Source organism: Bacteroides sp. HF-162, assembly GCF_015679285.1.
In the GTDB taxonomy this organism is placed as follows: domain Bacteria; phylum Bacteroidota; class Bacteroidia; order Bacteroidales; family Bacteroidaceae; genus Bacteroides; species Bacteroides uniformis.
The window spans coordinates 735,445-758,757 of the sequence record NZ_CP064937.1 but is presented as its reverse complement, the minus strand read 5'-3'; the positions used below and the strand labels follow the sequence as shown (position 1 = coordinate 758,757).

The window sequence follows — 23,313 nt, the reverse complement described above, 5'->3', positions numbered from 1 at the left end:
ATTAGGAGGTGGCTATATGGTCATTTGGTATGTTGAAAGAAAGAACTGCCGGATAATGATTGTTTATCTTGTCCTGCTCTTCTTCTGTATACCGGTGTAAAGTGGGATAGTTGTACCGTAGAAAGTTTTCCAATCCATCAGGTGCTTTCAGATAAAGTGGACCGAATTTGATTGGTTGTAAATGGTTGAGACTCGTCTCCAAAACATGGTCGGTAGTGGTAATCACATTGTTGTAATACAAAGTTTTCCATGAGTTGAAACAACTTTGCATTATCACCATCAAACGGTAGATTGTCTTTTTAGAGAGTGTCATATCAACTATCCGGTTCAGAAGGCAGGCAACAGCTCCACGATTGGTAGGGTTGGATATTTGACATTTTCCGAAGTGTTTCCATAGCCATACCTCTTTTCCCATCAGGCAGCATTTCAGAAAGTTGACGGCTTCATATTGTATCTTCCTTAATAGCTTATTGTTTGGAATACGGTCAAAAGGGAATATATCGACAAAGATTCCCTGATGCATAGGTACATCTTTAAACATCTCTTCGACAAACAAGGTGTTGTTTTTCTTGACTTTGGCAAAGTAATAAGGACTATGAGGGTCGGTATGTATCCATGAAAGAAAGTATGGTTCTCTCAGTTCTTGGGAGGCTATCTGGAGAAACTTATTGTAGTCTTCCCGTTTCATACCTATATCTATGTCGTCATCCCAAGGAAGAATCGCTTTGTCATAGAGTGCCCCTATTGCTGTTCCGCCGATTACAAAATAGGGAATATTGTGTTTGTCGCAGATGCGCACAATCTCTTCCAGTATTTCGTATAGCACCTGATGTAGTTGGGTCAGTTCTTCTGGGGTATATTGCTTCACCATGGATACCATTTTTGATTGATGTCTGCAAAAATAATGATAATAGTTGAAAGGAGCACTTTCCATTTCAATCTTCTTTTGCGAAATCGGACTTGAGTTTTTCTATCAGTGTGTCGGACTCCCCGCTTACCACTTTCCGGCAGAACATCTTTCCAGACTGCTGCAATACCGGCAGGTCCTCGAGTGTCATCACGCGGATGGATGCGCCGTAGTCTATGTAGTGCAAGGGGGTGAGACGGGTAAGTCCGGGGTATTCTCCCTCTAAAAGAAGCCCTTTTGAGGCAAAAGGGGAGTTGAATACGATGGTCTGTATGCACAGTTCGCTGGGTACAAAGCTGGTTCTGAAATACTTCACCAGCTTCTCCTCCGTGCACAACTTTTCATATACATATCGTGCGCAGGGCAACGTGATGGCCCAATAGTCGGAACCGAAATAGACATCTGCCTGCTTGCCTTCCAAGGGTGCAAAAGGGGCTTTCCGGATGGGGAGTATCTGTACCAGCTTGCGCGATGCTACGATGAGTTTGTTCTTCCACCATATACTCTTCCAAGGCAGGTCACGGAAAGGGTGGTAATGGGTTATCTTGTGCAACTGCTGTTTCACGGTGCAGTGTGTCAGGTTGAAACCGCCGATGAATTCAGTGTCTTGATGCTCCTCAAAATAGCGGTGGATGGCGTTGTTGCTCCATAATGGGTAGTCCTGCCCGCTCAGGCATACTACGCGGGTATAGGGGATACCGTTGTGCAATACGGCAGCAAGCAATTCTTTCTGGTATTCCACTTGTTCCCATCCTCCCCAGCTTATCCGGTGGCGGGGCACGAAAGTGACCTTGTCTCCCAAGGCTTCTTCAAAAGGGTGTATATCGGCATTGAGGTCGATGTGCACGTAGAAGTCTGCCCGGTCATCCAGTGCGGCAACCAGGCGTGCCAAGTGTGGGGCATCCTTGTAGGCGGATATGATGTAGGCTATGCGGCTCATGCTCTTTTTTTCTTTAAGAGGAATTCAATGCTTTCCCGGAAGATGGTAGATTGTAGTTTCCACAAAACCAGTGCATAAAGCCCAGCTACCATAATGATTTTGGCTGCCATATTTAAGTATAGGTTTTCTATGGGCTGAGTGGCATAGTGAGTTGATACTACGAGTACAATGGATAGGGAGAGATAAGGAGAGATGTCTTTCAGCATATCGCGCAGTCTTAATCCTATCTCCCTCTTGACAAAACGGAACCATACAAATAGCCAGCCGATATTGATAATGACGAAAATACGCAGCATCCACTCCAATCCGTATGGGTATATGGCACATACAGCTACTATTTGCAGCAGGCTCAAGCTGATGGTGCTCCACATATAGATAGAAGAATGCCCCCGGCTGATGAGCAGGTTGGAGAACAGATTGATGACGGGAATAAATGCTCCCCAAATACATAACAGTTGCAAGATATCGGCACTGGGCAGCCACTTCTCCGTGATAGTGATAACAATCAGTTCCTTCGAAACCAAACTCAATCCCAGCATGGCGGGGAAAGAGATAAAGGCGGTGAAGCGCAACAGCTTTCTGAATACGGCAAGTTGCCGTGCCTTGTCATCGGCAACACGGGTAAAGACGGGTTGTGCAATGCCGTTTATCATGCCCGTAATCGTGGTATGTCCCATGCCGTTCCACTTGTTTGCCTGCGTAAAGTTACCCACTTCCCGTTCCGAGTAGAACTTACCCAACAAGACGGAAAACAAATTGTTATTGATTATGGTGAAGATATTCGTAATGATTATCTTACTGCTGAACCCTATCATCTCCTTAATGGGTGTGAAGTCGAACCGGAAGTGGGGTCTCCAACGCGAGAAGTAGAAGTTAAGAATCGTCATTACGGTGATGAAAGAGATGCTTTGCAATGCAATCCCCCAATAGGCGAATCCGTTGGCAGCCAGTGTGATGCCCACAATGCCGGAGACTATCAGACTCGAAATGGAGATGATGGTAGTGTCCTTGATTCTGAGATTCTTGAACAGATACGCTCTCGGTGCGATGCTCATGCTTGAGATGACGAATCCGAGGAAAGAGAGACGGGACAGCGGTATCAGCTCGGGCGTATCGTAGAAGTCGGCAATCAGCGGTGCGGCAAAGAAGAGTAATATATATATAGTAGTGCTGCACATCAGGCTGAACCAGAACACGGCGTTGTAATCCTTGTGCAAAGTCTCCTTCCGGTTGGTCAGTGCCGAAATGAACCCACCCTCCTGCAAGGCGGCGGCAATGGCGGAGAAAATGGTAAGCATCCCTACCATACCATAATCCGAAGCATCCAGCAGACGGGCAAGGACTATTCCGAATCCCAGATTTAACAACTGCTGTATGCCGTTGCTGAATCCTCCCCAGAAGAGGCCTTTGGCTGTTTTTTCTTTGAGTGATGTATCGGACATAGTTTATTGGTTGATAAGCCAACGAGTTAACAAGGCCACGAGGCTTTTCCTTCCTCCCTGTAGCCTTGTTAACTCGTTACCTTGTTACTGCTTTATTTCACCTCGCTGCCCGGTTTCACCTCTTTCAGCAGTGAAGTCACCGCCAGCGAGCCGTCATAATTCTCGGCAGAGAGAATCATTCCTTCACTTACCAGCCCGTTCTTGAATTGGCGTGGAGCGAGGTTGGCGATGAACAGCACTTGCTTGCCTACCAGTTCTTCCGGTTTGTAGTGCTGGGCAATGCCGCTGACGATGGTGCGGTTTTCCAGCCCGTCGGCAATCTTGAACTTCAGCAGCTTCTTCATCTTGGGCACTGCCTCGCATTCAAGCACTGTACCTACGCGGATATCCAGCTTTTCAAAGTCTTCGAAGGCGATGGTCGGCTTGATGGGGTTTGCCTTGTAGGTGGCGGCTTCGTTTGCCTTCTTGGTGGCAAGCAGCTTGTCCACTTGTGCCTGGATGACGTCGTCCTCTATCTTTTCGAACAGCAGTTCGGGGGTGCCCAGCTGGTGTCCGGCAGGCAACAGGTCGGTGTGTCCCAGCTCTGCCCAGTCAAAGCTGTCCATGTTCAGCATCTTGCGAAGCTTCTCGCTGCTGAAGGGCAGGAACGGTTCGAAAGCAATGGCAAGGTTGGCGACCAACTGCAACGAGATGTGGAGAATGGTGGCTACGCGCTCCATGTCTGTCTTGGCAAGTTTCCACGGTTCGGTGTCGGCAAGGTATTTGTTTCCGATGCGGGCAAGGTTCATCGCTTCCTTTTGTGCGTCGCGGAACTTGAATACGTCCAGTAACTTCTCCACTTCTGCCTTGACGTCGGCAAATTCTTTCAGCGTCTCGCGGTCGTAGTCGTTCAGTTCGCCTGCGGCGGGTACTACGCTGTCGAAGTACTTCTTGGTGAGTTGCAGGGCGCGGTTCACGAAGTTGCCATAAACGGCAACCAGTTCGTTGTTATTGCGTGCCTGAAAGTCCTTCCAGGTGAAGTCGTTGTCTTTTGTCTCCGGTGCGTTGGCTGTCAGCACGTAGCGCAGCACATCCTGCTTGCCGGGGAAGTCAACGAGATACTCGTGCAGCCATACTGCCCAGTTGCGTGAAGTGGAAATCTTGTCGCCCTCCAGGTTCAGGAACTCGTTGCTCGGCACGTTGTCCGGCAGGATGTAGCTACCCTCTGCCTTCAGCATGGCGGGGAACACGATGCAGTGGAACACGATATTGTCTTTTCCGATGAAGTGTACCAGACGCGTTTCGGGGTCTTTCCACCATTTCTCCCATGTGTCGGGCAGCAACTCTTTGGTGTTGCTGATGTAGCCGATAGGGGCGTCGAACCATACATAGAGCACTTTGCCCTCGGCGCCCTCTACGGGAACGGGAATACCCCAATCCAGGTCGCGGCTCACGGCACGCGGCTGCAAGCCCATGTCGAGCCAGCTCTTGCATTGGCCATAAACATTGGGACGCCACTCCTTATGGTCTTCCAGAATCCATTGGCGAAGCCATTCCTCGTGCTTGTCCAGCGGCAGATACCAGTGCTTTGTCTCGCGCATTACGGGCTGGCTGCCACTGATGGCACTCTTCGGATTAATCAGGTCCGTGGGGCTGAGGCTGGTGCCGCACTTCTCGCATTGGTCACCGTAAGCGCCTTCGGCATGGCAGTGGGGGCACTCGCCGGTGATGTAGCGGTCGGCAAGGAAGGTCTTGGCTTCTTCGTCGTAATACTGCATGCTGGTCTTTTCGATGAATTCTCCCTTATCGTACAGCTTGCGGAAGAAGTCGGAAGCCGTGTCGTGATGCGTCTTTGAAGTAGTACGGCTGTACACGTCGAAGGAAACGCCGAACTCTTCGAAAGACTTCTTTATAAGCGTATGATAGCGGTCCACCACGTCTTGCGGGGTGATGCCTTCCTTCTTGGCGCGGATGGTGATGGGCACTCCGTGTTCGTCGGAGCCGCCGATGAAGATTACATCTTCCTTTTTCAGTCGCAGGTAGCGGACATAAATGTCGGCAGGAACATAAACGCCTGCCAGGTGTCCGATATGAACCGGGCCGTTGGCATACGGCAATGCCGAGGTCACGGTGGTACGTTTGAATTTCTTTTCCATTGTGTTATTATGTATCTCTTTTGTTATGAACGCTTTTAGTGGCACAAAGATAGCTGTTTTCTGCAAAATATGAGTATTCTTCCAGATTCTTTCCAGATTTAGGCTTCATCTTTGCCATACAAAATGAACAAACTTGGTATTGATAATGTAAAAAAACGAAATGACTATGAAACTGGAAAAGTACTTCTTATTATTGGCGTTAGGCGTGTTTGCCTTTGCCTTGCAAAGCTGTGATGATGACGACAACGACGGAATCTCCGTGCCCGCGGAACTGAGTAATGCGTTGGCCAAGGAGCATCCCAATGCCCAGCGTATAGAATGGGAAACAAAAGGTGCATATTATGTGGCTGATTTCCATGAGGACAATTTCGAAAAGGAGGCCTGGTTCACCAAAGACGGTGTATGGCAGATGACCGAAACCGACCTCCGTTATGCAGACCTTCCCGCTCCGGTGAGAAGCTCTTACGAGAGTAGTACCTATTATAATGTATGGAAGGTGGAAGATGTAGACAAGCTGGAACGTAAGGAAATGGCTGTTGTCTACATCATCGAAGTGGAGAAAGGTAATCAGGAAATGGACCTCTATTATTCGGAGGACGGCATTCTGGTGAAGGAAGTGGCCGATGCGCACAACGGCGGTTCTCCCGAAGATTATCTCCCTTCTGATATTTCCGCTGCCATCAAAGATTTTATAGCAGAGAAATATCCCAATGCCCGCATTGTGGATATTGAAAAAGAAAAGAACGGTATGACGGAAGTCGAAATCGTGCACGGAAGTATCAGCAAGGATGTGATGTTCACCGCTGAGGGTGCATGGGCCTATACTATCTGGGATATCAGTAAGAGACATCTGGAGGATGTAGTGAAGAACGCCGTTACGGCTGCCCATCCCGGTTATGTCATTGATGATGCCGACTTTATTGAGACTCCCGATGGCAGTTACTTTTTGGTAGAGATGGAGCAAGGGGAAAGGGAAATCTACGTAAAGGTGACAGCGGAAGGTGAAATACTGCCATAATCTTATACTGAATACTTCCCTTTAAATCAGCGTATTGTATTTACTGCTTGTTTACCTTCTAATGTAAAGCAGTTTACCATAGGGTGTAACGGCCGTTACTCCATATTGTAACGGTCGTTACACCATAGTGTAAAGCCTTTTACCTCGTAGTGTAAATGAAGTTACCGTTTGGGGTAACCGGAGTTATCATGTGAGGTGACCGGAGCCGTCATGTGAAGTCGTACTCTTCTACATAAGCGTCGAAGTACTCCGCCCGTTGGAGTCCTAAGTTACGGGCAATTGCAATGACTTGTTGCTGCTCGGTTGGTGAGAGCAAAGTTTCCCCTTTCCGCTTCTGATAATATCTTCGGATACCCCATAAGCCGATGAGCCGGTAGCGGAACGTGCCGGACTGGCCGACAGAGATGGCTTCTGCCGTATGGATAAAGCCTTTGGCATAGCGCACTTTCTTATTCGAGCAATAATATTTGCATTTTCCCGCTGTGGACTCTATTGCTTTCGGATTCAGTACATATAGGAAGATGTTGTTTGAGGGTGCATACGTATATGCAATCCGGCGCAGGCAGGTGTCAGTATAAGGGCATGTGTCAGTAGCGCATAAGCCGAAGTTATGGGGAACTTTGGAATAATCGAAAGTTTCTTCTTTCATCATTTTTTTGTTTAAAGTTCCGCAAAGGTACAATTAGTTTGGAGATTGATGGGTGCTTCACCTGATATTTGTTTTATCCCGAAAATATTATGTATTTTACGTAACGTGAAATGCGTAACGTAAAACATGGAATCATTCCGCCTTCCGGTTTCCGCATTTCGTCCTCCCCATTCCGCACCCCGTCCGTAAATGCTTCCCGCTTACTTGCCGCAGGACTATATTTGCAGAAAACATTTGCATATTCCCATGAAGACAAACTCTGTGATTCTATTGGTGTTGTGGCTTGCGGCGTGGCCGTTCTGCTGCCGGGGGCAAGGCTATATCAGTTACGACTATCTGCCCGAAAGTTCGTTGAAGGATGACCTCGGCAACGAGTATGGTTCGGGCAGCTTGATGATGGTATCGGGAAGGTATAACCTGCCGCTTTCCGTCAGGCATGACGACAAGGGCAGGCTGGTGGCGTGGTCGGCAACCGTCAATGCTGCCTATGGCGTATTCCATAATAAGGGGCAGGCGCGGGAGTTGAATCCGGACAATCTGCTGAATGCCAGTCTGAATATCTCCCACATCCGTCCCCTGTCCGACAAGTGGAGTATCATAGCCTCTGTGGGCGGCGGTGTCTATGCCCCGTTGGATGGGGTTTCCATGAAGACCCTACTGGCTAATGGAGCAATCATCTTTGTCTATAAACTGCGGAAGAACCTCGACTTGGGCATCGGTGCGGGGTTGACGAACTCTTACGGTATCCCGATGATACTGCCCATGATGTACTTCAGTTGGAGGAATGCCGGCAGGTATGAGCTGAAAGTGGATATGTCCAGCGGCATGAAAGTGTCCGTCGCCACCTGGCTGAACAAGAAGCTGAAGCTGGAACTGACCGCCCTCGATATGGACGGCATGTCTGCCGTGATGGAAGTCGACGGGAAATCGAAAATCTATTCTACCGTCATGCTGAGGTCATACATCAGTCCTTCGTACCAGTTGAGTAGGAAGACGGCTGTTTATCTGGGAGTGGGCGGTAACTGGATACGCGGAATAAGTATGTCGGACCGTAGTTTGAAAGGTTTTCTCAATAACTTCAAGAACGATGAGGACGAGCCTTGCTTCAGACCGACTCTGCGCCTGACGGTGGGATTCAGGTATACGCTGAAATGACAAATGCCATTTTAGTAAAGACAAGAGGTAAAATAGTATCTTTGTCGCAATAACAGACACGTTTTATGGTAAAGTATTTATTAGTAGAAGATGAGCGCTTCGCCTACGAAGAGCTGAAGCGTATGATGCAACGGCTGCGCCCTTCCTGGCAGTTGGCGGGCTGGGCAGAGAGCGTGGAGCAGGCTGTACTGCTCTTGCGTCAGGGCAGCCTGGACTTGATGATTGTAGATATCCGCTTGTCCGACGGGTTGAGCTTTGAGATATTCGAGCAGTGTCCCGTCGATTTGCCCGTTATCTTCACCACCGCCTACGACGAATATGCCATCAAGGCTTTCAAGGTAAACAGCATCGACTATCTGCTGAAACCCATTGAAGAAAGCGACCTAGAAGCAGCCTTGTGCAAGTTCGAGCGCAACAGTGCCCTCCGTTCTGCGGCTCCCGAATATCGGCAACTGGAACTCGGCTACTTGGCAGCCAACAAGAAAAACCGTTTTCTGGTGCAGGTGGGCGATACCTTCCGCTACGTAGAAACTCCGGATGTCGCTTTCTTTTATAGTGAGGACAAGCTGACTTATCTGCACCTCTTCTCCGGGAAACGGTATATCATCAGCTACTCGCTGGACCAGTTGGAGGGAATGCTGGATAGGGATGTTTTCTTTAGGGTTTCAAGGAGCTGCATATCCAACATTAGGTCCATCCGGAAGAGTTCCAGGTACTTCGGCAGTCGCTTGAAGCTTTACTTCGAGCCGGAGTGCCCGCACGAGGTATTGGTGAGCCGCAGTCGCGTGGCCGATTTCTTGAAATGGGTGGACGGAGTGGTATGAGTTATAAGTTATGAGGCATAAGAGATACATATTCCTTTTTATACTGACGGTTTCCGTCTCGTTGCTTGTCATAGGGTGCGTTTATAACGTCATCAGCGGTAAGCCGTGGTATGCGAATATCATGGTGCAGTTCTTTCTGAATCTTCCTTTGTGCATAGGGCTGGGGTTCATCGACTTTGGGGTTATCAACTTGATATATAAAAGACTGAAACAGCGCAACAATGCGGTGAGGATTCTGGTGGATATCGTGTTGACCACTGCACAGGCTGTTCTGTTGACGTACATCTTGAACTTCCTGCTGATGGGCGGGCATGGAAATTTCTGGCATATCCTGAGAAACTCCCTGCCGGTAGTGCCGTGGAACTGGATTATCGTTCTGCAGATAGAGATATTCTTCTATAGCCTGCAACGTTCGGAGATGGAGAAGCAGATGGCTGTCATCGAGAAGGAGAAGGCGCTGTATCAGTTCGAGGTGCTGAAAAACCAGATTAATCCCCATTTCTTATTCAATAGTCTGAATGTCCTTGCCTCCCTTGCTTATCAGGATACCGAAAAGACGAACCGGTTTGCCAAGAAGCTGTCTACGGTGTACCGTTATCTGCTCACTACGCATGGCAGAGCTACGGTGACCGTGCAGGAAGAACTGTCGTTCGTAGAGTCGTATTTATACCTGGAGCATATCCGCTTTGGCGATGCGCTGCATGTGGAGATAGAAGATGATTTGCGGAATCATCATTGTCTCGTCATTCCTGCCAGCATACAGATGCTTGTGGAGAATGCCTTGAAGCATAATATCAGTACAAAGAAGTCGCCGCTGATAGTCCATATATCCATAGGAAACGAAGGGATTACGGTACGCAACAATCTTCAGTTGCGCAACTATGTGGCCAGTAATGGAGCGGGATTGAAGAACCTGCAACGGCAGTATGCCCTATACGGCACGCTGGTGGAGATTCTTAAGGACGAAAAGGAGTTTGTGGTGAAACTTCCCTTTGTGGGCGGAGACGTGAACCGTCTCAACACAATATAGTCCTCTTCCCGAAGAAGAATCTGGAAACGTGCATTTTGTCCATAGCCCACGCCATACCCATGCAGCCGCTAAGAGTGAAGGCGGTGGCAGTGACAAGGAACAGCATCCCCGTAGGGTCGAAGGCGAACACGGGCAGAAACGCCTTGGACAGAATGGTGAAAATGGGTGAGAAAAGGAGTATGACCAGCGTATTGCGCCCTATAAAGAAGGAAAGCCGTTTGGCTTGTACCGGCAGATAGCCGTAGGCTGCCAACAGCAGGCTGATGGAAAGCCAGGTGATGGCGACTCCTGCCAGAGTACCCCTATCCAGATTGGCGGGAAAACAGCATAGTATTACGAATGGAACAATGGCGAAGGTTGTGGCGCGAAAGACTTGTGTAAAACGAAGCCCGCTTTGGCTCACTGTCATGCCGATAAGGAAATAGAGGGCATTGGAGAAGTTCATCAATCCTCCCCAATGGGAAAGGGCAAACAGGCAGACACCGGTCACAACCAGCCGGGAGACAACCGACAGCCGTACATAGCGGAATGTGATATAATAGATGAGGCTGCACAGAATCAGTGTATGCAGATACCAGTAAGGTCCCATCGGATGGAGGAATATCTTGTCGAGCAATACGGTAGGAGTAATGGCATCTACACTTTCGCGTACGGGCAGGAAATGAGACATCACCGTATAGGCCGCCTCCATGCAGGCATACGGAATGAAAATCCATAGAAACTTGCGGAGAAAGCTTCGGGCATCCTTCCGGTTATTGGCCAGATAGCCCGAAATAATCAGGAAAGCGGACATGTGGAACGTATAGACGATTTGTTTCGCATACGGATACTTGTCGCCTATATATACAAGGTGGAAGATAATCATCAGGGTGATGAAGATGCATTTCAGATAATCTATCTCTTTGACACGGCTTTCCATATAGGGTAGTTTTCTGCGTATTGTTATTGATGGCACAAATATATATACTTCCGTAAACTTATTTATATTTTGCAAAGGGATTAAGCTTATTTTCTCTTTTACCGATTGCTTTTATGTATGGAAAATGTATATTTGTGCATGAATCATTAACTTAATGTAAAACAGACTATGATAACAAGCCAATTACTTCACCCGGCCAGTATTGTGGTAGTGGGGGCATCCAACAATGTACACAAACCCGGAGGGGCTATCCTGAAAAATCTGCTTAGCGGCGGATATACCGGTGAGCTTCGTGCCGTGAATCCGAAAGAGACTGAAGTGCAGGGTGTTGCTGCCTTTGCGGATGTGAAGGACATTCCCGATACGGACCTAGCCATCCTTGCCATACCTGCCGCGCTTTGTCCCGATGCGGTGGAGATGCTTGCTGCGGAGAAGCAGGTGAAGGCGTTCATTATCCTTTCTGCCGGTTTTGGTGAGGAGACCCATGAGGGTGCTGTGCTGGAAGATCGCATACTGGAAACGGTGAACCGGTATGGAGCCTCTCTGATAGGCCCCAACTGTATCGGTTTTATGAACTCGTGGCATCACAGTGTATTCAGCCAGCCCATCCCGCAACTGCATCCGCAAGGGGTGGACCTGATTTCCAGCTCCGGTGCCACAGCGGTGTTCATATTGGAGAGCGCCGTGACCAAGGGATTGCAATTCAACTCTGTATGGTCTGTGGGCAATGCCAAGCAAATCGGCGTGGAGGATGTGTTGCAATACATGGACGAACACTTCAATCCGGAAGCGGATTCCAGAATAAAACTTCTTTATATAGAGAGTATCGGTGACCCCGACCGTCTGCTGTTTCATGCATCCTCGCTCATCAAGAAGGGCTGCAAGATTGCGGCCATCAAGGCGGGCAGTAGCGAAAGCGGCAGCCGGGCGGCGAGTTCGCATACGGGGGCCATTGCCAGTAGCGATTCGGCGGTAGAGGCCTTGTTCCGTAAGGCGGGTATTGTGCGTTGCTATTCGCGCGAGGAGCTGACAACCGTAGGTTGTATCTTTACACTGCCGGAACTGAAAGGGAAAAACTTCGCCATCATTACTCATGCCGGCGGTCCGGGAGTGATGCTGACCGATGCATTGAGTAAGGGTGGACTGAATGTTCCGAAACTGGAAGGACCGGTGGCGGAGGAACTTAAGGGTAAGCTTTTCCCCGGTGCGGCTGTGGGGAATCCCATTGATATTCTGGCTACGGGTACGCCGGAACATCTGCGCCTCTGTCTGGAGTATTGTGAGGAGAAGTTTGACAATATTGATGCTGTAATGGCTATTTTCGGCACTCCGGGGCTGGTGACCATGTTTGAAATGTATGATGTGCTGCACGAGAAGATGCTGCATTGCAAGAAGCCGATTTTTCCGATTCTTCCTTCCATCAATACGGCGGGAGCCGAGGTTGCCGCTTTTCTGGCAAAAGGCCATGTGAACTTTGCCGATGAAGTGACTTTGGGCACGGCACTTTCTCGGATAATGAATGCCCCGAGGCCTGCCAATAATGAAATCGAGCTCTTTGGAGTGGATGTTCCCCGTATCCGCCGGATTATAGATTCCATTCCTGCGGACGGTTATATCGCACCGCACTATGTGCAGGCATTGCTCAGCTCTGCAGGTATTCCTATTGTGGAGGAGTTTGTTTCGGACAACAAGGAAGAAGTGCTTGCCTTTGCACGCCGCACGGGATTCCCGGTGGTGGCAAAGGTGGTGGGGCCGGTGCATAAGTCGGATGTAGGCGGTGTTGTGCTCAATATCAAAAGTGAACAGCATTTGGCATTGGAATTCGACCGTATGATGCAGATTCCCGAAGCCAGTGCTATTATGGTGCAGCCGATGCTGAAAGGGACGGAATTGTTTATCGGTGCCAAATATGAAGAGAAGTTCGGACATGTGGTACTCTGCGGCCTGGGCGGTATTTTTGTGGAGGTGCTGAAGGATATATCTTCCGGTCTTGCACCGTTGTCCTATGAGGAGGCTTACTCCATGATTCACTCGTTGCGTGCCTATAAGATTATCAAAGGTACGCGCGGGCAGAAGGGTGTGAATGAAGATAAATTTGCCGAAATTATTGTACGGCTTTCCACCTTGCTGCGCTTTGCAACGGAAATCAAGGAGATGGATATCAATCCATTGTTGGCGACTGAAAAGCAGGTGATAGCGGTGGATGCGCGCATTCGGATAGAGAAATAAGGGTTAGAGATTAGGGATTAGAGATTAAAGGGGCTGACTGTTAATCGCTCACCGCTAATCCCTAATCCCTTTTTCATCCTGCCCAGTCCTCCCTATCCAGATTCCTATATCCGATAGCTTCCGCCAAGTGTGCCGGCTGTATTGATTCGCAGTCTTCCAGGTCGGCGATGGTGCGTGATACTTTCAATATGCGGTCGTAGGCGCGGGCCGAAAGGTTCAGCCGGTTCATGGCAGTTTTGAGCATGGCAAGTCCTTTGTCATCCGGACGGGCGTAGCAGGCAAGCAGTTTACTGTTCATCTGGGCATTGCAATATACACCGGGAATGTCTGCATACCTTGTTTCCTGAATTTGTCGGGCATGTATCACACGCTCTCGTATTGTTGCGCTCGACTCACCCGGGCGAGTGTCTGCCATCTTTTCAAAAGGAAGTGGGGTAACTTCGATTTGCAGGTCTATGCGGTCGAGTAAAGGTCCGGATATGCGATTTAGATACTTCTGTACTTGCCCGGGACTGCAAACGCAGCCTTTGGTCGGGTGGTTGTAGTATCCGCATGGGCATGGGTTCATGGAGGCTACCAGCATAAAACTGGCAGGATATTCCACATTGCATCGAATGCGTGATACAGTAATTTTTCTATCTTCCAGCGGTTGGCGGAGAACCTCCAAAACGCTGCGGTTATACTCAGGCAATTCGTCGAGGTATAGGATTCCATTATGAGCCAGACTGATTTCACCGGGTTGGGGGAAACTGCCTCCACCAGTCATGGCTACTGTGGAAATGGAATTGTGCGGATCACGGAATGGCCGTTTTGAGATAAGTCCGCCACCTTTACCGAGTTTTCCGGCAACAGAATGAATCTTGGTCGTTTCCAGGCTTTCTCCCAATGATAAAGGAGGAAGTATGGAGGGAAGACGTTTTGCCAGCATAGACTTTCCGCTACCCGGGGCCCCAATGAGAAGAATATTGTGGCTGCCTGCGGCGGCTACTTCCAGCGCTCGCTTTACATTTTCCTGCCCTTTCACTTCTGCAAAGTCCAGTTCAAAAGAGCTTTGTTGGGAGTAAAACTCTTCGCGGGTATTGACTTGTGTCGGGGATAATTTTGGTTTTTCGTTGAAGAACTCAATGACATCTTTGATATTCTCCACGCCGTAGACTTTTAGGTTGTTCACTACAGCGGCCTCATGTGCGTTCGAGCAAGGAACTATCATACCCTCAAACCCCAGCTCTCTGGCCTTAATGGCAATGGGGAGTGCTCCTTTGATAGGTTGCAGACTACCATCAAGGCTTAGTTCACCCATCAACAGATAGCGTTCCAGCTTATCGGACTGGATAACTTCGCTGGCGGCAAGTATGCCGATGGCTAAAGGTAAATCGTAAGCTGTACCTTCCTTGCGGATATCTGCCGGTGCCATGTTGATGACGATATTACTGGTAGGCATCCGGTAACCGTTGACTTGCAAAGCAGATATGATACGTTGATGGCTTTCTTTGACCGCAGAGTCCGGTAAACCGACTAAATGGAACATACAGCCTCTGGAACTGTTGACTTCAATGGTGATGAGGGTTGCGTCAATACCTTGAACAGCCGCTCCAAAAACTTTTATGAGCACGTTTTTAGTGATTAGGGGTTAGTGATGGCAGGATAGGCTACCGTCGGTTTTGTTTTTTGAGTTTTTTTTCACTCTCTTTCTTCTCTTTTTCCTTTTGCTCTATCTCCTCCAGTTTCTTCTTGATGTCTTCCTCACTCATATTCTTCCCTTCAATTTTTCCGGAAGGGCTAAGGAACAGGTTGGCAGGCAATGCTTGTATGGCGAGCTGCTTGATGGGCGCTGTGTTCCATCCGGAGAAATCACAACTCTGTTCCCACTTCAGGGTATCTCTTTTGATTGCTTCTTCCCATTCCTTTCTGTCGATGTCCAAGGAAATACCCCAGAGGGCGAATAGTTTGTTCTTTTCTTCTTTCTTGTAAATCCGGCGCAGGGCAGCGTTGGCTTCCATGCTTTGCGGGTCCCAAGATGCCCAGAAATGTATCAACAGATATTTGTCTTTAAAGCTGGTGCGACTGATTTGTGTACCTTTGGCATTGGGCAGGTTGACGTAAGGGATAGTTTTCCCGATGGATATCTTCTCTTCTTCTTGGATCAGATCAAGCAGTTCGTCCACATACGGACGGTCTTTTAAGCCTCCGGTCATGTGTGCTGTCATTTCTTTGATTAAGGCGAAGTCCGGTTGCGGTTTTTGCACGAAATATTTCTTCAGCAGATAGATACTTACCAGTGAAGAAGGATGGTTGTTGATGAAGGCTTCTGCTTTTTCTTCCAATGCTTTCTCCGAGGGAGTACTCAAGCCTTTCAACTCTTTCTGAAAGGCGGTTAGTTCTTCATTGGGGACATTTCCCGTGATTTCCAGTGAAGTAAGCTCGGCGGCAGAACCTTTTATCTTTATGTTGTCTCCTTTGTCCAGGTAAAGCGGATATTCCGTACCGTCGCTGAATTGCAACCATGTAGAGGCAAGTGTGTCGGTGGTGAGGGTTACAGAGAACTTGTCATCCTTGACAAGCAGTGTGTCCATACGGTTATAGAACTTGTCCGTACCATATATATAAAGGGTATCATTCCCCAGCCCTTTGATTTCACCGCTTAGGTGGACTGAATTCGTGTTTTTGCTGTCGCAGGCAGACAATATAATAAGCAGAAGGTGTGCAAGATAGATTTTCTTCATTCCGGTTCTTTTTCTGATACTTCGTCGCGAAAATACTTCTTTTTGGTGTGAATAAAAAGAAATGCCCGACATATTTCTATGCCGGGCACGTTCTTTTCAGTCTAACCTTTATTATTTGATGATATTCATAAAGTCAGTGTTAGTGAAGTATTTGGCGAATTCCAGGTCAGAAGCAGCTTTCTTTGCCAAAGCCGGTTCTTTTGCAATGGCATTTTTCAGACTGCTGGTTACCATAGATGTATTGTTGGTTCTTGCGCCAAGTACAGCCATCAGGTAGTCAGTGTAAGCGTCCGGCTTTTCGATAGCGGCCAATGTGCTCTTTGCTTTGTTGTAGTCCTTAGCCAGGATTTGTGCCAAAGCTGCACTGTTGGTTTTTGTATCGCCGAATGAGTTAACAGCCTTGTCGTACTGACCTTGAGCAACATACAGATTACCCAATGCCTCGTTCAGCTCCTTAGAACCGGAAGCCTTGCTCAGGTAGCCTTCTGCTGCGGTCTTGTCACCCTTGGTCAAAGCAATCAGACCAAGATTCATGTTGACTTCAGGAGCATCCTTGATAGAGAGAGCTTTCTTGAAGTAGCTTTCAGCCTTGTCAAGATCACCAGCCTGATAAGCCAGTTTACCTAAGTTGTTGTAAGCACGGAAATCGTTCGGGTAGATTTGAGTAGCTTTTGTGAAGATGGCTTCTTGTTTGGTAGCATCTTTAGTCAAGGTAGTGGCATACAGCAATTCTTCGATGTTCAACTGCTTGGCATCGCTGTCGGCGAGGCTTGCGATTTCTTCGTCAGACTTACCGATGATTTCGTAGTTCAAAGTCAGGCGTGAACGACGCAGTTGCGGCAGGATTTCGTCGGCCAAAGTCTTATAAACAGAAGAGATGTTTTTGATTTCTTGTTCTCTTTGTTCAGGATCCTGATACATGGAAAGAACGCGAAGAATCAATTCTTTGTCTTGGATGTTTGATTTGGATACCAGTTCCTGGAAACCTTCCCAGTCTTGAGCTGTATACTTGGTGTCTACTGCTGCATCGATTTTGGCTTTCTTCAAATCTTTGTTGATGATCTTAGCTGTGTTGTCCTGACGGTTTTCAGCCAATGTAGTATTCAAGTCTACACCACCATCAGGAGAAGCGTATGCGGAGATTTCGATGTTGCTGATCTTCTTGTTGGCAGCTTCGTTTATGTTCTTCACTTCTTTGCCGAATTCTTTGGCAGTCTTTAATTCGCTGGCGCGTACGTTGGCTTGTTGGATCAAGAACATGATGTTGGCGTCATGCTTTTCTTTGATGATACGTTGGAAAGCGTCGTCACCGTTGGCGGGGTTAGCGCTACCCAATGTTTGTTCCAGCATCTCAGAAGTGGAAATTACACCGTCAGCTACTTTTACAGCAGGGATGGTGACAGTCTTTTTACCGATTGTAGCCTTGAATTCCAGATACAGTTCGGATTTTGCCATTTCCGGTACATAGTCGAAAGATGTTTTCATCGTGTAGCTGCCGCCCATCTTGTAAGAGATAGTCTGGTCGTTACCTTCCACTTTTTCGCCTTGGAATACGGCAGATTGACCCTTAGCTTCGCCACCGTTCCATTTCAATACTGGAGTCACTTCTACCACAGCCTTCTTGTTGAAGTACTTTTCGGGGAATTTTCCGTTGATTGTAGCGGGAACTTTACCACCTACAGCCTCCAGAACTTGAGGAGTTACGGTGAAATAATCAGATGACAATTCACCCATTTTTTTGCTGCATGATGTCATTAATGCAACAACCATTGCCATTAAAAACGGCAGATACAATTTCTTAGTCATTTTAGGTATAAATTAATTGTTTGTAATTGAAATTTGTCTATTCCATGTTAGTGTGCTGTTTGGGCATGAACATAACAACGCAAAGATATTAAATCCTATTACAGTTTGTTAACCCTCGCAGTAATTTTATCATAATTTAATGAATTTCCCGTTCTTTGCGATACTTTATATTGCGGGGATGGTGTTCTATGATTTCACTGCGCAATCTGTTCCGGTCGATGTGTGTGTAAATTTCTGTTGTAGCAATGGATTCGTGCCCCAGCATACTTTGTATGGCGCGTAGGTTGGCGCCTCCTTCAAGCAGGTGAGTGGCAAAGGAGTGGCGGAAGGTGTGTGGGCTGATGTTTTTGGTGATGTCGGCCTTCTCTGCCAGTTCTTTGATAAGATGGAATACCATGATGCGCGAGATGTTTTTGCCCCAGCGTGCCAGAAATACATAGTCCTCGAAGTCTTTCTTGATTTTCCAGCCTCCATTACGGTCTACGAACCAGTTCCTTATTTCTTTGATGGCACGGGACGATATAGGTACAAGGCGTTGTTTGCTGCCCTTACCTTCTACCTTGATGAAGCCTTCGTCGAAATACAAGTCGGAGATTTTCAGGTTGCACAGTTCCGATACCCGTAGGCCGCAACTGTATAGAGTCTCGAGGATGGCCCGGTTGCGTTGCCCCTCGTTTGTGCCTAGGTCAATGGCGGAGATGATGCGGTCTATCTCTTCCACCGTCAATACTTCTGGAAGCTTGAATCCGATTTTGGGACCCTCCAACAGTTCGCTGGGGTCTCCTTCCAGGTAGTCGGCTATGACTAGGAAATGGAAAAATGACTTGATGCCCGACAAGATGCGTGCCTGCGAGCGGGGATGGATGCCGATGTCGTGCAGTCCGGAGGCAAAATGCTGCAAGTCATCCAGGGTAGTGTCAAGGATAGCGATACCCTCTCCTTCCAGAAAGTGCAGCAGCTTCTGTAAGTCTGTTTGGTAAGCATCCACTGTATTGGGTGAGAGTGCTTTTTCCAGTTTCAGATACTGGTGGTACTTTCTGATTATCAGCGTTTGTTTCTCCTTATTTGTGGATTTTTCTTCTGATTTCATTTCTTTTTTCTACCTTTGCTTCGCGAAAATAGACTGCATTTCAGCAAATTGCAAATAAATTTGCATCTGCTTTCGGTTTGCACTATCTTTGCACCGCAAAGGTATAAAAAATTGTGTTATGAGGATACAGATTATTAATGGCCCCAATATAAATCTCTTGGGCAAACGTGAACCTTCCATTTACGGTAGCGTTACTTTTGAAGACTACCTTGCCGAACTCCGTAAGAAATATGCGGATGTACAGATTGACTATTTCCAGTCCAACATTGAGGGAGAGCTGATAGACAAGATTCAGCAGGTGGGTTTTGATGTGGACGGCATCATTTTGAATGCGGGTGCTTACACTCACACGTCCATCGCTCTGCAAGATGCTATCCGTTCGGTCACTTCTCCAGTGATTGAGGTGCATATCTCTAATGTACATGCCCGCGAGGCTTTTCGTCATGTGTCCATGATTTCCTGCGCTTGCAAGGGTGTCATTCTCGGTTTCGGGCTGAACTCCTACCGTCTGGCCATGGAGGCATTAAAAGATTATTAAATAAAATAGGTATATAGATTATGTTATTGAAGCAAACGAAGATTGTCGCAACGATTTCTGACCAGCGCTGTGATGTTGATTTTATAAAGCAGTTGTTCGATGCAGGTATGAATGTTGTACGTATGAATACTGCACATCTTGGCCGTGAAGGTGCCGAGAAGTTGATTAATAATGTGCGTTCGGTTTCCAACCGCATCGCTATCCTTATGGATACGAAAGGACCGGAGGTCCGTACGACGGTTCTGGCTGAGCCCATTCCTTTCAAGGCGGGCGACCGCGTGAAGGTGGTAGGCAACCCGGAGCAGGAGACTACCCGTGAATGTATCTCGGTATCCTATCCCCATTTCGTCAAAGACTTGAATGTGGACGGCCATATCCTTATTGATGACGGTGACTTAGAGTTGGTCGTTGTAGAGAAGACCCCCGACTATCTGCTCTGCGAAGTACAGAATGAGGCTACTCTGGGCAGCCGCAAGAGCGTCAACGTTCCCGGCGTCCGCATCAATCTGCCTTCTCTGACGGAGAAGGACCGCACCAATATCCTTTATGCCATTGAGAAGAACATAGACTTTATTGCCCACTCCTTTGTGCGCAATAAGCAGGATATACTCGACATCAAGGCGATTCTTGACGCTCATAACAGCGATATCCGCATTGTGGCAAAGATTGAGAACCAGGAAGGTGTTGATAATATCGATGAAATCCTGGAAGTAGCCGACGGTGTGATGATAGCTCGCGGTGACCTCGGTATTGAAGTTCCGCAGGAACGTATTCCGGGCATCCAGCGTGTGCTCATCCGCAAGTGTATTCTTGCCAAGAAGCCGGTGATTGTTGCCACACAGATGCTTCATACCATGATTTCCAATCCGCGTCCCACCCGTGCGGAGGTAACGGACATTGCCAATGCCATCTATTATCGTACGGATGCCTTGATGTTGAGCGGTGAAACCGCCTATGGAAAGTATCCGGTAGAAGCAGTGAAGACGATGACCAAGATTGCCGCCCAAGCGGAGAAAGACAAGCTGTCTGACAACGATATCCGTATTCCGCTGGACGAGAACAGCAACGACGTGACTGCGTTCCTGGCCAAACAAGCGGTAAAGGCTACCACCAAACTGAAAATCCGTGCAATCATCACCGACAGTTACAGCGGCCGTACTGCCCGTAACCTTGCCGCTTTCCGTGGCAAATATCCGGTGTTGGCCATCTGCTACAAGGAAAAGACCATGCGGCACCTTGCCCTTTCCTACGGTGTGGAAGCTATCTATATGCCCGAACTTGCCAACGGGCAGGAATATTACTTTGCAGCCTTGCGCCGCTTGTTGAAGGAAGGCCGTTTATGTCCTACGGACATGGTGGGCTACCTGAGTAGCGGTAAGGAAGGCACACAGACCTCTTTCCTTGAAATCAATGTCGTAGAAGATGCCTTGAAGCATGCTGAAGATAGTGTGTTGCCCAACAGTAACAGATACTTGTAGGATAAGGGATTAAGGATAAGGGATTAGCGGTTAATGATTAATTAATAATTGTGCGCAGAACTAACCCCTAATCCCTAACCCCTAATCCCTTATCCCTAACCTATAATCCATTAACAAAGTGACGATTGACGAATACATTTTGCAGCACATTGATGATGAGGGCGATTACCTGAAAGCGCTCTATCGCGACACGCATGTCAAGTTGCTATATCCCCGCATGGCTTCCGGACATTTGCAGGGGCGTATGCTCAAGATGTTTGTCCGGATGATTCGTCCCCGGCAGGTGCTGGAGATAGGGACTTATAGTGGATATTCCGCACTTTGCATAGCAGAAGGACTGCCGGAGGGCGGGATGCTGCATACGTTTGAAATCAACGACGAGCAGGAGGACTTCACCCGTCCGTGGCTGGAGAATTCCGATTACGCGGATAAAATCAGGTTCTACATTGGCGATGCCTTGGAGCGGGTACCGCAACTGGACCTCACTTTTGACCTTGCCTTTATTGACGGAGATAAGCGTAAATACATAGAGTATTATGAAATGGTGCTCGCCCGCCTTTCCGGCGGTGGATATATCATTGCCGACAATACCTTGTGGGATGGCCATGTGCTGGAAGAACAACCCCATCGCACAGACCTGCAGACAATCAGTATCAAAGCCTTCAATGATTTGGTGGCGCGGGATGCGCGTGTGGAGAAAGTCATTCTCCCCCTGCGTGACGGATTGACGATTATCCGTAAGAAGTAACTGTTTTTCTATCTTTTTCTCAGCAGCCGCTTGCTGAGGTATCTCACCGGATACCATACGGACAAGAAGCCTACAGTGATGACCGTTACGAATACCAGAATAATATCCGTGGCATGTACACTTACCGGATAAGCGTCTACTACAAAACTTCCGTTTCCTCCCCCCAATGAAATCAACCCGAAACGTTGCTGCAGAAAGCACAGCAACAATCCTAAAACGATGCCGGAGAGGGCGCCGAACACAGAAATCATCCTGCCTTCGAACAAGAAGATGCGCGCTATGAGCCGGTCATCGGCACCCAGGTTGCGCAGTGTCTCCACGTCCTCCCGTTTGTCCAGTATCAGCATGGACAGCGAACCGATGACATTGAAGCATGCGATACCCAGAATGAAGGTGAGGAAGAGATAAGAGATGAGTTTCTCTATTTCCATGATGCGGAAAACATCGGCCTGCTGCTCGTAGCGGTTCTGTACAATGAACCGGTCGCCGAGAATGCCTGCTATTTTCTTTTGTACGGAGCCGATGTTGGAACCGGGTTTCAGTTTCATCTCAATGGCAGAAACTTCCGTGTCATAATTGAACAGACGGCGGGCAAAGTCGAGTGACGTCAGTATGTAGCGTGAATCGTATTTTTGCTGGTTGACGGCAAAGATGGCGCCGGGCGAGAAGAGATACTCCCGGTTGAAAGCCGCAGTGGGGTTGGCTATGTTTACCCGTACGTTCCGTTTGGGGGCATAGACCTGCAACGGGTCCACGAACTGAATGCCGGTGCCCAACTCGGATATAAGTTCCACACCCAGAAAACCATAGTCCACCACCGAGTCGCTCAGTAGGAACTTTCCCGTCCCATAGAGCAAGCTGTCGATGGATGTAAGCTGTTCGAAATTGTCCTCCACTCCCTTGATGACGGCCATTGCCTGGCGGTCCTTGTACTGCACCATGGCATTCTCTTCCAGTGTTTCCGTCCACACGTCAATCTCGGACAGGGCGTGTACTTGCCGGATGCACGCTTCGTGCGGGTCGAAAACCTTACCTTCGCGGACGGTGATTTTCAGTTCCGGGTCGAAAGCTGTGAAAAAGCCTGCCACCATGTCCTGAAAACCGTTGAACACGGACAAGGTGCATACCAACGCCAACGTAGCCAATGCCACTCCACACACCGAAATACCGGAGATGATATTAATGGCATTGTGTTTCTTCTTGGAGAAGAGGTAGCGGCGGGCTATAAAGAAGGGAAGGGACATTATTTCAGCAGTTCATCAATTCGTTCCAGATAGTCCAGTGAGTCGTCTACGAAGAACTTCAGTTCGGGGATAATGCGTAGTTGGTGGCGTACGCGGGTACCCAGTTCAAAGCGTATGGATTTCATATTTCCGTTGATGTTGTTGACTATTTCTTCGCTTTTCTCCGAGGGGAATATACTGAGATAAGCGCGTGCCACGCTCATGTCGGGGCTGATGCGTACGGCACTGACGGAAATCAGTATGCCGGGCATGGACTTGGTTTGCAACAAGAAGATATCACTCAGTTCCTTCTGCAGGAGACGGGCTATTTTATTTTGTCTGGTAGTTTCCATACTGTTCATTTTTTTATGCTGGGGTGCAGCCTGTTTTCACGTTAGCAAAGTTACTGAAATATATCGTTCTGCCGACTGTTTATAGCTTTTTTTTCATTCTTTTCCC

20 protein-coding genes are annotated in these 23,313 nt (G+C 48.2%); 8 read left to right on the top strand and 12 right to left on the bottom strand.

Annotated features, from left to right (window positions below):
* Position 1: 1 nt before the first annotated feature.
* The 4 genes from ITJ87_RS03020 to metG all read right to left on the bottom strand — a co-directional run bounded on the left by ITJ87_RS03020 (position 2) and on the right by metG (position 5,424).
* Positions 2-871, bottom strand: a complete 870-nt coding sequence (locus ITJ87_RS03020; protein ID WP_005834345.1) for a phosphorylcholine transferase LicD — start codon at positions 869-871, stop codon at positions 2-4.
* Positions 872-935: 64 nt separating this feature from the next.
* Positions 936-1,847 (bottom strand): beta-1,6-N-acetylglucosaminyltransferase, encoded by a 912-nt coding sequence (locus ITJ87_RS03015; RefSeq protein ID WP_195690929.1) that lies wholly within the window; start codon positions 1,845-1,847, stop codon positions 936-938.
* The gene (locus ITJ87_RS03010; RefSeq protein WP_117713744.1) at positions 1,844-3,289 is read right to left on the bottom strand and encodes a lipopolysaccharide biosynthesis protein; all 1,446 of its coding nucleotides are present in this window, start codon (positions 3,287-3,289) and stop codon (positions 1,844-1,846) included. Before ITJ87_RS03010 ends, ITJ87_RS03015 begins: the two co-directional genes overlap by 4 nt.
* 92 nt (positions 3,290-3,381) lie before the next feature.
* Positions 3,382-5,424, bottom strand: coding sequence for a methionine--tRNA ligase (gene metG, locus ITJ87_RS03005; protein ID WP_009037611.1), 2,043 nt, complete (start codon positions 5,422-5,424; stop codon positions 3,382-3,384).
* 166 nt (positions 5,425-5,590) lie between these two features.
* On the opposite strand from metG, the gene ITJ87_RS03000 reads away from it, so the two are divergent.
* A complete protein-coding gene (locus ITJ87_RS03000; protein WP_005834354.1) occupies positions 5,591-6,442 on the top strand; it encodes a PepSY-like domain-containing protein in 852 nt (283 codons plus the stop codon).
* A gap of 208 nt (positions 6,443-6,650) precedes the next feature.
* Here the strand turns inward: ITJ87_RS03000 and ITJ87_RS02995 are convergent, their stop codons facing one another.
* Positions 6,651-7,091 (bottom strand): DUF6078 family protein, encoded by a 441-nt coding sequence (locus ITJ87_RS02995; protein ID WP_005834355.1) that lies wholly within the window; start codon positions 7,089-7,091, stop codon positions 6,651-6,653.
* 246 nt (positions 7,092-7,337) lie between these two features.
* Between ITJ87_RS02995 and ITJ87_RS02990 the strand changes: the two genes are divergently transcribed.
* The 3 genes from ITJ87_RS02990 to ITJ87_RS02980 all read left to right on the top strand — a co-directional run bounded on the left by ITJ87_RS02990 (position 7,338) and on the right by ITJ87_RS02980 (position 10,100).
* Positions 7,338-8,246: a DUF6268 family outer membrane beta-barrel protein gene (locus tag ITJ87_RS02990; RefSeq protein ID WP_005834356.1), complete on the top strand. Its 909-nt coding sequence runs from the start codon at positions 7,338-7,340 to the stop codon at positions 8,244-8,246.
* Positions 8,247-8,311: 65 nt separating this feature from the next.
* Complete coding sequence (locus ITJ87_RS02985) at positions 8,312-9,070, top strand: LytTR family DNA-binding domain-containing protein (protein ID WP_005834358.1); 759 nt, start codon at positions 8,312-8,314, stop codon at positions 9,068-9,070.
* Positions 9,071-9,080: 10 nt separating this feature from the next.
* Positions 9,081-10,100 carry a sensor histidine kinase gene (locus ITJ87_RS02980; RefSeq protein ID WP_117964631.1) on the top strand — a complete coding sequence of 340 codons (1,020 nt, stop codon included), beginning with the start codon at positions 9,081-9,083 and terminating at the stop codon, positions 10,098-10,100.
* Here ITJ87_RS02980 and ITJ87_RS02975 read toward each other — a convergent pair.
* A complete protein-coding gene (locus tag ITJ87_RS02975; protein WP_035447239.1) occupies positions 10,087-11,019 on the bottom strand; it encodes an acyltransferase in 933 nt (310 codons plus the stop codon). The genes ITJ87_RS02980 and ITJ87_RS02975 overlap by 14 nt on opposite strands.
* A 168-nt stretch (positions 11,020-11,187) precedes the next feature.
* Between ITJ87_RS02975 and ITJ87_RS02970 the strand changes: the two genes are divergently transcribed.
* Positions 11,188-13,248 (top strand): acetate--CoA ligase family protein, encoded by a 2,061-nt coding sequence (locus tag ITJ87_RS02970; RefSeq protein ID WP_117964632.1) that lies wholly within the window; start codon positions 11,188-11,190, stop codon positions 13,246-13,248.
* 73 nt (positions 13,249-13,321) lie between these two features.
* Here the strand turns inward: ITJ87_RS02970 and ITJ87_RS02965 are convergent, their stop codons facing one another.
* The 4 genes from ITJ87_RS02965 to xerD form a co-directional block, all read right to left on the bottom strand.
* Positions 13,322-14,860, bottom strand: coding sequence for a YifB family Mg chelatase-like AAA ATPase (locus ITJ87_RS02965; RefSeq protein WP_117964633.1), 1,539 nt, complete (start codon positions 14,858-14,860; stop codon positions 13,322-13,324).
* A 37-nt stretch (positions 14,861-14,897) separates the two neighbouring features.
* A complete protein-coding gene (locus ITJ87_RS02960; RefSeq protein ID WP_117964634.1) occupies positions 14,898-15,971 on the bottom strand; it encodes a TlpA disulfide reductase family protein in 1,074 nt (357 codons plus the stop codon).
* Positions 15,972-16,082: 111 nt separating this feature from the next.
* A complete protein-coding gene (locus ITJ87_RS02955; protein ID WP_117601399.1) occupies positions 16,083-17,777 on the bottom strand; it encodes a tetratricopeptide repeat protein in 1,695 nt (564 codons plus the stop codon).
* 136 nt (positions 17,778-17,913) lie between these two features.
* Complete coding sequence (xerD, locus tag ITJ87_RS02950) at positions 17,914-18,867, bottom strand: site-specific tyrosine recombinase XerD (RefSeq protein ID WP_117601398.1); 954 nt, start codon at positions 18,865-18,867, stop codon at positions 17,914-17,916.
* A 118-nt stretch (positions 18,868-18,985) separates the two neighbouring features.
* Between xerD and aroQ the strand changes: the two genes are divergently transcribed.
* The 3 genes from aroQ (at position 18,986) to ITJ87_RS02935 (ending at position 21,631) form a co-directional block, all read left to right on the top strand.
* Positions 18,986-19,405 carry a type II 3-dehydroquinate dehydratase gene (gene aroQ, locus ITJ87_RS02945; RefSeq protein WP_005834372.1) on the top strand — a complete coding sequence of 140 codons (420 nt, stop codon included), beginning with the start codon at positions 18,986-18,988 and terminating at the stop codon, positions 19,403-19,405.
* A 20-nt stretch (positions 19,406-19,425) separates the two neighbouring features.
* Positions 19,426-20,883, top strand: a complete 1,458-nt coding sequence (gene pyk / locus ITJ87_RS02940) for a pyruvate kinase (protein WP_005834375.1) — start codon at positions 19,426-19,428, stop codon at positions 20,881-20,883.
* Between the two features lie 118 nt (positions 20,884-21,001).
* Positions 21,002-21,631: an O-methyltransferase gene (locus ITJ87_RS02935; protein ID WP_005830764.1), complete on the top strand. Its 630-nt coding sequence runs from the start codon at positions 21,002-21,004 to the stop codon at positions 21,629-21,631.
* Between the two features lie 8 nt (positions 21,632-21,639).
* On the opposite strand, the gene ITJ87_RS02930 is transcribed toward ITJ87_RS02935, so the two are convergent.
* Together ITJ87_RS02930 and rbfA are read right to left on the bottom strand one after the other, a co-directional pair.
* Complete coding sequence (locus tag ITJ87_RS02930) at positions 21,640-22,875, bottom strand: FtsX-like permease family protein (protein ID WP_117601397.1); 1,236 nt, start codon at positions 22,873-22,875, stop codon at positions 21,640-21,642.
* Complete coding sequence (rbfA, locus tag ITJ87_RS02925; protein WP_057088878.1) at positions 22,875-23,207, bottom strand: 30S ribosome-binding factor RbfA; 333 nt, start codon at positions 23,205-23,207, stop codon at positions 22,875-22,877. Before rbfA ends, ITJ87_RS02930 begins: the two co-directional genes overlap by 1 nt.
* Between the last annotated feature and the right edge of the window lie 106 nt (positions 23,208-23,313).